The following is a 13,684-nucleotide window of genomic DNA, read 5'->3' on the forward strand; positions in this document are numbered from 1 at the left end:
TTCAAGTGATATCAGGCTATTTCGAAAGTAATTACTAATTCAAAAAATTTTTCGCATCCACAAGTAATACATCTATGCCTATTTTTTTTACATTTGACCAAGGTAATTCAATATCATCATTTTTGCCAAACCAACTTATTTTAGCTGTTTGAGATGGAAGTATTATAGACAGTATTTTATTGCTATCGCAGTCTATCTTTAAGTCTTTCATAAATCCAAGTTTAGCTCCAGTATTTATATCTATAATTTCCATAGATCTCAAACTCGCAAGTGAATACAATGACACCTCTTCTTCCATGTTATTTTCCATATATGTAATCCCCCCATTAAAATTATTTATATTACAAATAAGTTTATATATATTTTCTCATATGCTTTAATGCAGTTTTTTCAAGTCTTGACACCTGAGCCTGTGATATTCCTATTTCATTTGCTACTTCCATCTGAGTCCTTCCATCAAAAAACCTCAAATTTAATATAAGTTTTTCTCTATCATTTAGCTGCTTCATAGCTTCTTTTATAGATATATCTTGAAGCCAGTTTTCATCAACATTTTTTCTATCACTTATCTGATCCATTACATATATAGCATCACCACCATCACGATATATTGGCTCAAATAGTGATACTGGATCCTGAATTGCATCAAGTGCAAATACTACTTCTTCTCTTGGCATATCAAGCTCTTTAGATATCTGTGATATTGTTGGCTCCTTATTGTTTTTTCGTACAAGTCTATCTCTAGCTTGAAGTGCTTTATAAGCTATATCCCTTAAAGATCTACTTACTCTTATTGAATTATTATCCCTTAAATATCTTCTTATTTCACCTATAATCATAGGAACTGCATAAGTAGAAAACTTTACATTTTGCTTTAAATCAAAATTATCTATTGCCTTTATTAGCCCAACACATCCTACCTGAAAAAGATCATCTGCATTTTCACCCCTATTGCTAAATCTTTGTATTACGCTTAATATAAGTCTTAAATTTCCCTTTATAAATTTTTCTCTTGCTTTAAGATCTCCATCCCTAGTCTTAATTAAAAGTTCCTTCATTTCACTTTCTTTAAGAACTGGCAGTTTTGATGTATTTACGCCACAAATTTCAACTTTGTTAATTATCATGCAATCAGCCCCTTTAGAATATATAGCATTTTAAGTATTTACTAAGAAGCTGAATTTTATACTAAGGACAAACTTATAACATTTTATTTATTTCTTTTTTCAATCGTTTTATTATTCTCTTTTCAAGTCTTGATATGTAAGATTGTGATATACCTAGCATATCTGCTACCTCTTTTTGGGTCTTTTCATTGTTTCCATTAAGTCCAAATCTTAAATTTACTATTTTCTTTTCTCTCTCACTTAATTTTTCCATTGCCATTACAAGAAGTTGTTTGTCCACTTCATCTTCTATAGAATCATATACTACATCATTTTCTGTACCCAGTATATCTGAAAGAAGCAATTCATTTCCATCCCAGTCTATATTGAGTGGTTCATAAAATGATATTTCTGCTTTAACTTTATTATTTCTTCTAAGGTACATTAATATTTCATTTTCAATACATCTTGATGCATAAGTTGCCAACTTAATATTTTTATTAGGATCAAAGGTATTTACTGCCTTTATAAGTCCTATAGTTCCTACTGATATCAAGTCTTCTACATTTACTCCTGTGTTTTCAAACTTTCTTGCTATATAAACAACAAGCCTTAGGTTTCTTTCAATTAATATAGATCTTACCTTTTCATCTCCAGACACCAATTTTAATACTAAATTTTGTTCCTCATCTTTTGTAAGAGGAGGTGGCAGTACATCGCTTCCACCTATGTAATATAAATTTTTAAAAAAAATCTTGAATTTTAGCATCAATCTATTCAATACAATATTTATTTTATTCACAATTTTCCCTCCAATTATCCCTATTTTTTAATTTTAAACTATATATTCCTTTTAAATAACTTTACATATTAAATTACTCCTCTAGGAAGTAGCGCATGATAATCACTGAATTCACTTAAATTAGTTTCACAAAATGCAATTATAGCTTCTCTAAACTCCATATTATCTCCTTGTCCTATTTTTACAGCTTTTGGTTTAAATCCTATGAGTTTATCACCTTTACCACCTATAACTTTATAAGGTATATAAAATCTATCATATTTATCTATATCTATATTAGAAAATACAGATTTTTCAACTATAATTACTGGAAGATTAGTAGCAGGTTCTTTTAACTCATTTCCAGTATCCAAAAATGCTCGTACCCTCTTACTGCCATTATTCAATACAATATCAACATTAAATATCAAAGTAGATAAAGTCTTTCTATCCTTTATAAAAACTACTAATCTGTCAATAATTATATATATAATCATAATTGCCATCATTAGCCATTTATATGAAAAATTATATAATAAATAACCTTGACTGTTATATTGAATAAATATACATATTCCTGCAAGAAGCATTGAATACATTATAAATATTGATAGAGCCTTTAAATTAAAAATAATACTCTTATTTCTAAAAGTTATAAATACCAAAATGGCAGCTGTAAATATTTTAAAAAATAAATTAGAAAAAACTGCAAGCTGTGGAAATATCATTGTTATAACATATATTCCGCCTAGAAAAGATGATAAAATCATATATCTAAGCTTTACTATAACTCTCATAGTCTTTGCCGTAATATACATGATAAAGAAGTTAACTACCACATTAACCATAATAAGCACATCTAAAAATACAATCAAATATTAACCATCTCCTCCATATATTGTTTTATATGTTTACTTTTATTATATACTTACATCATCTAAAATTTTGTCATTTTATAATTCTATACAATGTTTTTATCTTCTATAATATGTCAAGCAGTTTAAATTTATGCATAATATGGAATTAAATTAATATATGTGTATATAAACACCAAGAAATGTAAATTAGATATGAAAATTTAAAAATGAAGAAAGGCTACTGACAAATATTTGTCAGTAGCCTAAATAAAGTAAAATATGTACTTTATTATTTTCTTTGTCTTCTCAAAAAAGCAGGTATTTCTAGATCTTCATCATTGAAATCTCTATAATCAGAAGTAGCCGCAGCTTCATTTTTACTATCTGATATATTTTTGAAACCATTACCTAAATTTCTATTCTTAAAATTATTATCTTCTGGCTTATTTTTTTTATTCTTCTCTTCAAATCCTGTTGCTATTACGGTAATTCTTATTTCATCTTTTATATCTTCATCTATAACTGCTCCAAATATTATATTGGCATCTGGATCAGCAGCATCTTGAACAATTTCTGCAGCTTCATTTATTTCAAGAAGTCCAAGATCAGCTCCTCCAGTTATATTTAATAACACTCCAGTTGCTCCAACTATAGAAGTTTCAAGAAGTGGACTTGATATAGCTTGTTTTGCAGCATCTTGTGCTCTATTGTCACCATTTCCTTTTCCAACACCCATATGTGCAAGTCCTTTATCTATCATAATAGTTCTAACATCTGCAAAGTCCAAATTTACAAGCCCAGGTATTGTTATAAGATCTGATATACCTTGTACACCTTGTCTTAATACATCATCTGCAAACTTAAATGATTCAACGAGAGTAGTCTTTTTATCAACTATAGAAAGAAGTCTTTCATTTGGAATTGTTACAAGAGTATCCACTCTATCTTTTAAGTTCTTTATTCCCATTTCAGCATGAATCATTCTCTTTCTTCCCTCAAATGGAAATGGTTTAGTGACAACCCCTACAGTAAGTATTCCCATAGATTTAGCCAATTCTGCAATTATGGGAGCTGCACCAGTACCTGTTCCACCACCCATTCCTGCAGTTATAAATACCATATCTGCACCTTTTATTGCTTGAGCTATTTCATCTTTACTCTCATCTGCAGCTTTTTGTCCAATCTCAGGATTAGCCCCTGCACCTAATCCTTTTGTAATCTTTTCTCCTATTTGTATTTTTTGAGATGCCTGTGAAAGCATTAAAGCTTGTTTATCTGTATTTATTGCTATAAATTCTACATTTTTAAGTCCTTCAGTTATCATTCTATTTACAGCGTTATTTCCTCCTCCACCACATCCTATTACTTTTATTTGAGCAAACTGCTGAATATCAACGTCAAAATCTAGCACAATAATACCCTCCTCATTAGAAAAAATCTGTAAAAAACTCTTTTATTTTTGATACAAAACCACCATTTTCATAATTTCCATTATTAAATTCAGTATTTTTATTTTTAAGTTTTTCATAATCACCTGAATTTCTCTCATTATACTCATTTACTACTTTTTCATATTTGCCTTTCATGGAATTTGATACATCTTTTACTACACCAACAGCTGTTACATATATAGAGCTTGAAGCACCTATGTAATTTGGAACACCAATTCTAACTTGTTTATTTAATATATTCTCGCTAAACTCACGAATTCCTTTTATTTGAGATAATCCCCCACCTACTAAAACAATTTCAGATATATTTTCATAATTGCTAAATGATCTAATCTTATTATCTATAATATATAATAATTCTTCAACTCTTGCATCTATTATTTGAAGTAAAATATTATAGTCCACTTGAACTTTATTATTATAATCCGTATTTACCTCTATATTAAAAGATTCTGATTTAGAAACCTGTCCAACGCAGGAGTATTTCTTCTTCAAACTTTCTGCAGATGATACTGGAAGCTTCAGACATACTGAAATATCATTAGTTATACTATTTCCACCAATAAATACAGTTTCCATATTACTTAACTTTCCAGAATCATAGTTATAAATACTTATCGAATCTCCACCTACATCTACAAGAACAACTCCTCTTTGAATTTGTTCATTTTTTAGAACAACTTGAGATATAGCTGTAGGTTCAAACACAAGTCCAAGCACTTTAATTCCAGCTTTATTTACACTTTTAAAAAAATTATTTATTACACTAGATTGGGCTAATATAACCTGTGCATCTACTTCTAATCTCGTTCCACTCATTCCCACAGGATCTTTTATTTTATCATATCCATCGATTATATATTGTTCTGGAAGTACACCTATTATTTCTTTATCATTTGGAATAGTCATAATCTTAGCAGCTTTTAAAACTCTTCTTACATCACTTTCTTTAACTTCTCCATCTTCTGAGGACACAGCAACTACCCCTTTTGTTTCTACAAGTTCACTTAATCCTCCTGGTAGAGAAATATAGGCTTCTTCTATTTTAATATCTATCATTCTTTCCAAATCATATACACACTTTTTTATTGACTCGGAGGTACTATCTATATCAATTACTACTTCTTTTTTTACACCAGTGCACTCTGATGATGTAATTCCCATTATTTGCATCTCACCATATTTATCTAATTTACCTGCTGCAGCACATATATTAGATGATCCAACATCTATTCCTATAATATATTCGTTCATCAAATATTTTCCTCCTTATAACAGAACCATCAAAATATATATTCAACAAGAAATTGGAATTTCCTCTTTATATTTTATCATATTTTAATAAATTCTAAAATATAATTAACTACATTATTAATATACAATAAAAGGAAAAGGATTAATCCTTTTCCATGATAGTTCAATCAATTGACATTACGCAAATCATTAATGTTTACACTTCTTGTATGAATAGTATGACTCCATTCCTTATTGTTCTTGTTTAAAATTCCAAGAATTGAAATTGGAAACCATGTAATAACATATACTGGATATATTATATAATATAAAAACACCTTATAGCTTAATTTTTTTTCTATTATGAGTATAAGAGGTGTATATATATATTGTAATATAGAAAATATCACAGCCAAAATAGTAAGCAAATCAAAGTTTATAGAATATACAACAGTATTAAAATTAGATATTATATTATATGTTATCATAAATTGTTGAACTAAACCACTTATAGCAGATATACCTATTAAAATAGTAATTATAGGTTGGATACTATAAAGTGCACAATCTAAAGGTATAAAGTTGAAACTAGTTATGGCTTTTTTAACAAGCTTAAAAAAATATCTACTTGACACATCTGCAAATCCTTGCATCCATCTCTTTCTCTGTTTCCAAGATTGGGAAAGTAAAAGAGGTTTTTCATCATACACTATAGCATCATGTGCCCAGCCTACCTTATATCCGTTTAGTATTAACTTACATGTAAATTCAAGGTCTTCAGTAAGACAAGTAGCACCCCATCCTAATTTTTTTAGTATATTTGTTTCTATGCAAAAACCTGTACCACCAAGTTGAGTAGATAATCCTATATTACTTTTTGCAAGCTGAAACATCCTATTGTTAGTCCAAAATGCTATAGAATAGCTTCCTGTAATCCATGTATCAACTGGATTCTTACTATCAAGATACCCCTGAACTACTTTATAACCTTCATTAAGTTTTTTATTCATTTCAGTTAAAAAATCTCTATGTACTAAGTTATCTGCATCAAATATAGCAACAGCTGAATATTTTTTATCCATTTTAAATAGTTTATTAAACATCCATTCTAAAGCATATCCTTTACCTCTTTTATCTTTATTAAATCGCTCACACACAATAGCTCCTTTTTCTCTAGCTTTCTTTGCAGTGTTATCATTACAGTTATCCGCAACTACAAAAATATCATACAGATTTTTTGGATAATTAAGCGATTTCAAACTATCTACTATGTCACCTATTACAACCTCTTCATTATGGGCAGCTACAACAAGTGCAAAACTTAATTTTTTCTTTACCTCTTTGTTATCATTTTTTCTCCACAGACCAAAAAAAGATATACATAAATAGTACATTGATATTATATAAACAACATAAGTTAAAATACGAGAGGTATCGTGAATTACTTCCTTAAGAATGCCCAATTTAATCCCCCCTAATTTAAGGTTATTTTAACACAAATATTTATCAATTACTATAGTGTTAATATAATTAGTAAATAATTTTAGTAGAATAAGGGGTATAGTAATGAAGTTATATCCTATTAAATAACTTTATAATCTAAGTTTTCATATACATAGTTACTATAAACTTATAATTCTTTTAATCATTTCTCTATCTGATGCATAGGCAAGCACAGATTGCATTGATATAATTCCTTTTTTATATAGTTCTGCTAAAGACATATCCATAGTCCTCATACCATATTTTGCACCAGTTTGCATAGAAGACTGTATTTGATGAGTTTTACCCTCTCTTATCATATTTTTTATTGCTTCATTAGCTACCATTATTTCAAAAGCTGCTACTCTATTTTCTCCATTGATACTTGTTATAAGCTGTTGCGATATTATTCCTCCTATAACAGCTGCAAGTTGTATCTTAACTTGTTGCTGTTGATATGGAGGGAAGACATCTATTATCCTATCTATTGTCTTAGCAGCTCCTATAGTATGTAATGTAGAGAAGACTAAATGACCTGTTTCTGCTGCAGTAAGTGCAATAGATATAGTTTCAAGATCTCTCATTTCTCCAACTAAGATCACATCTGGATCTTCTCTAAGAACAGATTTTAATGCAACTGAATAACTACTTGTGTCATTTCCAATTTCTCGTTGACTTATTATTGATTTATTGTGTTTGTGAAGATATTCAATTGGATCCTCTAATGTTATTATATGTGCCGCTCTTGTTAAATTTATTTCATTTACCATCGCAGCTAAAGTGGTACTCTTACCACATCCTGTAGGTCCTGTAACAAGAATTAATCCCCTAGTATAAGACGTAAATTCTTTAAATATCTGAGGAAATTTAAGCTCATTTAAAGTTGGTATCTTCAGTCCAACTACCCTTATAGCAATTGCACTAGTCCCTCTTTGTTTAAATACATTTACTCTAAATCTTCCAAGTCCTGACACTGAAAATGAGCTGTCAATTTCCCCTTCTTTAATATATTTATCGTAATTGTTCTCAAGTATTTCCCTTGCATATCTTTCCGTATCTCCAGGTTTCAATTTTTCCTTTGATATAGATTTTAATTTACCATTCTTTCGTATAACAGGGGGCGCTCCTACAGTCAAATGTAAATCTGATGCATTTTCTTTAATTGTTACTTCTAATAAATCTTCTAGTGATTTCACCTTATTTCCCCTTTCAATGATATTTTAATTTAAATCTTCCCATATTTAATATTCGTATACTATTTTAAATATTTAAGCTATATTTGAGCGAATTTACTTTTATAATATATATCAGGTGAAATTCCTACTTACTTGTTTTTTCCATAATTCATTTCTCTATACAGTTTTTTAAGTGCCTTTTTTTCTATTCTTGAAACATAAGATCTTGATATCCCAAGAAATTTAGCTATTTCTCTTTGAGTTCTAGGTTTATCCTGTGAAAGCCCATACCTCATTTCAACTACACATTTTTCTCTACTAGTAAGACATGTATTTATTTTTGAATACAACTTCTTCACCTGCATTTTATGTTCTACAATTTCAACTATTGAGTCTTCATCGCTTCCCAAAACATCAATAAGTGATATTTCATTTCCTTCTTTATCAACTCCTATAGGATCTTGTAAATAAACTTCACTTTTAATTTTCTTATTGTTTCTTATTAGCATAAGTATTTCATTATCAATACACTTGGCGGCATAAGTTGCAAGTCTAGTACCCTTAGATTGATCAAATGAATCTATTGCCTTTATTAATCCTACTGTTCCAATTGATATCAAGTCATCTATATCTTTTCCAGGGTACGAGTATTTTTTTACAATATGAGCTACCAATCTTAAATTTCTTTCCACTAAAACACTTTTAGCTAACAAATCTCCTTCCTTTAGTTTCTTTAAATAATATTTTTCTTCCTCGTCATTTAGAGGTTGTGGAAATGAACTGTTATTTGTAACGTATCCAGTCATGAATAATACGTTACTAATAATATCTAATAAGCAATTTGTTAAAAACACAGCTGCTCCTCCTAATAGTGCTTATTAATATATTATGAGACTTGCCAAAAAAAAGTGCATATATAAGTAAATTTAATTATTTTCCATACTATTTTTAAGTTGTAATACTATCTGTTTAAAAATTGGTGCTGCTGTGTTTCCTCCACTTTGGGTATTTTTATTTATATCTTCAACAAATACTACCATAGAATAATTTTTGCCTTTCAGATTAAAAAATCCTACAAACCATCCATCAGAGTGTTCAACTACAGAATTAGTTTTCTCTGATAGTTCCATTCTCTGAGTTGTTCCTGTTTTACCTCCTATTTCAACATCGTCTAAATAAGCAAAAGTTCCAGTGCCCTTTTTTACAACATCTATCATCTGACTTTTCATTTCATCAGCTGTTGACTGTTTTATAATTTGACTACTATTATAATTTTCTTTCTCTATTATTCTGTTGTTGTTATCTACATAAGCATCTATTATATGAGGTTTTACATACACACCAGAGTTAACTACTGTATTTGGAATACTTATGGCTTCAATTGGAGTTATTCTAATATTCTGACCTATAGATGTAAGGCCTAAAGTTCCATCTGATATCTTGGGATTCTTCATTTCAAGTTCCCCTTCTTTTTCTTGATCAAAGTTAAGTACCTTTTTTAAAAGTCCATGTGCCTTTAAATTATTATAAATATCTTGAAATCCAATTTTATCACCTATTTGGGCAAACACATCATTATTTGAAGCAATAAGTGCCTCTTTAGGAGTAAATGTAGCTCCTTTATTAGTTTTTTCCTCCTCTTCCTCTTCATATAATCCTCTAGATACAAATTTATCTAAAACTGAAATTTTATTTTTATCCAATCCAGATTCTTCAACTAAAACTTTAAATATAGATCCAGGGAAAAAGCCATGATTTGTAGCTACTCCTAAATTAACATTTGGTTTTGTATCATCCTTCTGCACTATAGCACGGATAGCCCCTGTATTTGCTTCCATTAAGACTACACCTATTTGGTTATACTTCCTATTATAACTATTGTTCAATATAGTTTTTATACTATCTTCTACTTTTTTATTTAGTGTAAGCCGTACATTTACATTGCTGTCTTGTGTATTTTTGTATTTACCTATTATCTTGTTATTAACATCTTTTTTAAAAACAATTTGTGGTATTTTGTTATCTTTTGTCTTTTCATATAACTGCATCTCTATTGAATCTTTCGATTTTTTAGAGCTATCTTTAGTTCTATTTGGATTTATAAGAAGATTTTCTATACTCCACACACCAGATTTATCTACAGGATCATATTCATAAGTGTAAAATCCCTTTATTCCATTTAATTTTCTTAACTTTTCATATGTACTCTCATCAACTTCATAGTATAATTTTTGACTACTATTTAATTCCCCACTCTTTGAAATATCATAATCTCTATTATAATTTCTAAGAGTATATACAAGTGTAAGAATGTCTTCTGATTTTAAATCCTTATTATCATTTCGGAATATATTAGGTGATATAACAGCATAATATTTTTTGTTATAGTTTAGTAATTCCTTTCCTGTACAGTCAAATAACAAAAATCTGGCATCAGTTGTATTTTCACTATAAGAATATTGCGAGTTAGCCATTACACTTAGCTTTTTATAATCAAAGTGTTGAATTTGTAATATCTTTAGACTTAAAAATAAAAATGCTATAATAAATACTAAAAATACTATATATTGACGTTTACTTATTCTATTTCTATTTATTTCCAACATAAAAACACCTCGTCTAAAGTAATTTCTATCCAAAAACGAGATGTTTTATTCAAAATGTCAGTATATTATTTTTTTAATTTTGATTTAGGTTTCAAAAGCATATCATCTATTTTCAAATCGGAATCCGTCTGAACAGTAAATATCATTTGAGCTCTTGGTGCAGAATCTATTTTCTCTCCATTTTCATCTCTCATATCATCTAGAGTAATGATAAAATTATCACCTTTTGGACTTAATACTTCTACTTTATCTCCACTATATACCTTATTTCTTTGTTCTATAGTAGCTATCTTCTTCTCTCTATCATAATCTTTAACTATACCTACTATATCATAATCCCTTATATAAGATGATGTTTCATATACTTGAGCATTAGGTTTTCCAAAATAAAATCCTGTAGAGTAAACTCTATGACTCACCTTTAATAAATTATCCATCCATTTTTTCTTAAATACATATTTTTCTGGATCATTACAATACTCGTCTATTGCCTGCCTATAAGATTTTACAACTGCTGCCACATAATATGAACTTTTCATTCTTCCTTCTATCTTTAAAGAATCTACTCCAGTATTAATTAATTCTGGAATATGTTCTATCATGCATAAATCCTTTGAATTTAGTATATATGCTCCTCTTTCATCCTCAAAGACTGGAAAATACTCTCCTGGTCTTTTTTCTTCCATAAGATAATACTTGTATCTACATGGCTGTGCACACTGCCCTCTATTTGCATCTCTTCCAGTCATGTAATTTGACATTACACATCTACCAGAATATGACATACACATAGAACCATGAACAAATACCTCAATTTCACAATTATCATCAAGTTTTTTTCTTATGTATTCTATATCTTTAAGTGATATCTCTCTTGCCATAACTATTCTCTTTATTCCTTGATTATGCCAAAATTGAGCAGATTTCCAATTTACATTATTTGCCTGAGTACTCAAGTGAAGTTCCAATTCAGGTACTACCTCTTTTGCAGTCATTATTATACCTGGATCAGACACCAATATTGCATCTACTCCTGTATCATATAATTCCTTAAGATAATCTGAAAGTCCATTAAAATCTTCATTGTGTGGGAATACATTTACAGTAACATATACTTTCTTATTTCTTTCATGAGCATACATTACTCCTCTTTTTAATTCATCATTTGTAAAATTATCTGCAAAAGCCCTTAAATTAAGCTTACTACCTCCCAAATATACTGCATCTGCACCAAAATTAATAGCCGTTTTCAATTTTTCAATATTGCCAGCTGGTGCTAAAAGTTCTGGTTTTTTCATATTAACTCCTCCTGACAGTTATAGAAATTCCATCGCCCATTGGTATAACAGAAGTTATAAATTTTTTATTATCTGACACAAGTTCTAAATACTTTCTCATTCTCTTAACTATAGTTATCTTTCTCCTTAAAACAAGCTTATCACTGGCAACCATTCCCCTAAAAAGAACATTATCTGCTATTATTATTCCATCTTTATTAAGCAATCTCAGACATTCTGGAAGAAAATGATTGTAATGACCTTTCCCAGCATCTATGAATATAATATCAAATTTATCATTTAAATTTGATATTGTGTCCATGCACTCACCTTCTACTATATTTATTCTATTAGCTAATCCAGACCTTTCTATATTGGATCTTGCTAAATTAACCATCCTATGATCTCTTTCTATAGTAGTTATTCTAGAATTTCCCTTAGAAGCAAATGCCATGAGAATAGAAGAATATCCTATAGCTGTACCTAATTCAAGTATACTCTTTGGATTTTTTATATTTACCATAAGCTCCAAAAAATTCCCAATTTCTCTTTTTATTATTGGTACGGAATTTTTCTTAGCATAATCTTCCATTTCCTTCAAAATTCCAGAATGTTCTTCAATTAATGAATTTATATAATCCTCTACATATTCAAGACTAACTCCACTGCTCATTTTTTCCTCCGAAATCAATCTCCCTGTGTAACTTCCTTTACTTTTAAAAACTTCTTTTCATCATCTGTAAAAAAATGCTCCCCATTATTTTCAGATACAAAATATAAATAATTAGTATTATCAGGATTTACTGCAGCCTCAATGCAACCTCTTCCTGGATTTGATATAGGGCCTTCTGGCAGTCCATTAACCATATATGTATTATAAACTGATTTTACCTTTAAATCTTTATAGTAAAGTTTATCTTTATGCACATCTAAAGCATATAGAACAGTAGCACAGGATTGAAGTTTCATATTCTTATTCAATCTATTATAAAAAACAGATGCTGCTTTTCCTCTTTCTTCTGGTTTTTTCACTTCTTTTTCTACAATAGATGCAATAGTTATTATTTCATCTAATTGACTATTGGTAAATTTCTTATTGTATTTTTTCTCAATATCAGATATTACTTGAGAAAATCTGTCAAGCATAGTTTCTATTATAATATTTCCACTACTTCCCTTTAAAAATTCGTAAGTGTCCGGAAATAGGTATCCTTCCAAAACATATCTTCTCTTTTTATCTACAGTCACAAATTCAGGATATTCATAACTTTTACAACTTGATAAAAAATCTTCCTTATTTATAATTCCTTCTTCATCAAGTTTTATAGCTATATGCTCTATATCATATCCTTCAGGTATCGTAACTTTCACAGGTCTATCATCTTTAATTCCATTTTTTAAGTATTCTATAAAACTGCTTAGATTAATACTTGAACTAAATGAATATTTACCAGCTTTCACTGATATATTTTGGTAATTTCTATTTAAATACCATTTTAACAAATTTTTTCTAGCAATTGCTCCACTTTTATATAATTCATCAATTACTTGATTTATATTTTCACTTTTTTTTATTGTAAAAGTAACTCTATCATTATTTTTCTTTAGAGGATACTGTATTGATCTATATCCTACATACAATATTCCAGAGATAAAAACTATAAAAGTAAAACCACAGACTAGAAAAATTTTTGTTAAATTATTTTTCAATATGGA

The 13,684-nt window shown here is 29.0% G+C and carries 13 protein-coding genes; all 13 read right to left on the reverse strand.

Features of this window, described 5'->3' with window-relative positions; all coding sequences use genetic code 11:
• Positions 1–34: 34 nt before the first annotated feature.
• The 13 genes from H2684_RS04340 to mltG all read right to left on the reverse strand — a co-directional run bounded on the left by H2684_RS04340 (position 35) and on the right by mltG (position 13,678).
• Positions 35–298, reverse strand: a complete 264-nt coding sequence (locus tag H2684_RS04340) for a YlmC/YmxH family sporulation protein (RefSeq protein WP_182088317.1) — start codon at positions 296–298, stop codon at positions 35–37.
• A gap of 55 nt (positions 299–353) precedes the next feature.
• A complete protein-coding gene (sigG, locus tag H2684_RS04345; RefSeq protein ID WP_182088175.1) occupies positions 354–1,127 on the reverse strand; it encodes an RNA polymerase sporulation sigma factor SigG in 774 nt (257 codons plus the stop codon).
• Positions 1,128–1,200: 73 nt separating this feature from the next.
• Positions 1,201–1,911: an RNA polymerase sporulation sigma factor SigE gene (sigE, locus tag H2684_RS04350; protein WP_182088318.1), complete on the reverse strand. Its 711-nt coding sequence runs from the start codon at positions 1,909–1,911 to the stop codon at positions 1,201–1,203.
• A 65-nt stretch (positions 1,912–1,976) separates the two neighbouring features.
• Positions 1,977–2,762 (reverse strand): sigma-E processing peptidase SpoIIGA, encoded by a 786-nt coding sequence (spoIIGA, locus tag H2684_RS04355; RefSeq protein WP_182088176.1) that lies wholly within the window; start codon positions 2,760–2,762, stop codon positions 1,977–1,979.
• A gap of 271 nt (positions 2,763–3,033) precedes the next feature.
• Positions 3,034–4,155 (reverse strand): cell division protein FtsZ, encoded by a 1,122-nt coding sequence (gene ftsZ / locus H2684_RS04360; protein WP_182088177.1) that lies wholly within the window; start codon positions 4,153–4,155, stop codon positions 3,034–3,036.
• 16 nt (positions 4,156–4,171) lie between these two features.
• Complete coding sequence (gene ftsA / locus H2684_RS04365) at positions 4,172–5,449, reverse strand: cell division protein FtsA (RefSeq protein WP_182088178.1); 1,278 nt, start codon at positions 5,447–5,449, stop codon at positions 4,172–4,174.
• Between the two features lie 167 nt (positions 5,450–5,616).
• Entirely contained in the window at positions 5,617–6,891 is a 1,275-nt protein-coding gene (locus H2684_RS04370) for a glycosyltransferase family 2 protein (RefSeq protein WP_182088179.1), read from the reverse strand.
• Positions 6,892–7,050: 159 nt separating this feature from the next.
• Entirely contained in the window at positions 7,051–8,106 is a 1,056-nt protein-coding gene (locus tag H2684_RS04375) for a type IV pilus twitching motility protein PilT (protein ID WP_182088180.1), read from the reverse strand.
• A gap of 128 nt (positions 8,107–8,234) precedes the next feature.
• The gene (gene sigK / locus H2684_RS04380; protein ID WP_182088181.1) at positions 8,235–8,939 is read right to left on the reverse strand and encodes an RNA polymerase sporulation sigma factor SigK; all 705 of its coding nucleotides are present in this window, start codon (positions 8,937–8,939) and stop codon (positions 8,235–8,237) included.
• Between the two features lie 72 nt (positions 8,940–9,011).
• Positions 9,012–10,691, reverse strand: a complete 1,680-nt coding sequence (locus H2684_RS04385; RefSeq protein ID WP_182088182.1) for a penicillin-binding transpeptidase domain-containing protein — start codon at positions 10,689–10,691, stop codon at positions 9,012–9,014.
• A gap of 65 nt (positions 10,692–10,756) precedes the next feature.
• Positions 10,757–11,989 carry a U32 family peptidase gene (locus H2684_RS04390; protein ID WP_182088183.1) on the reverse strand — a complete coding sequence of 411 codons (1,233 nt, stop codon included), beginning with the start codon at positions 11,987–11,989 and terminating at the stop codon, positions 10,757–10,759.
• Position 11,990: 1 nt separating this feature from the next.
• Positions 11,991–12,641 (reverse strand): O-methyltransferase, encoded by a 651-nt coding sequence (locus H2684_RS04395; RefSeq protein WP_182088184.1) that lies wholly within the window; start codon positions 12,639–12,641, stop codon positions 11,991–11,993.
• Positions 12,642–12,655: 14 nt separating this feature from the next.
• On the reverse strand, positions 12,656–13,678 hold the full coding sequence (gene mltG / locus H2684_RS04400) for an endolytic transglycosylase MltG (RefSeq protein WP_182088185.1): 1,023 nt from the start codon (positions 13,676–13,678) through the stop codon (positions 12,656–12,658).
• Positions 13,679–13,684: the final 6 nt, after the last annotated feature.

The organism is Clostridium sp. cel8 (genome assembly GCF_014050525.1).
Lineage (GTDB): Bacteria > Bacillota > Clostridia > Clostridiales > Clostridiaceae > Clostridium_B.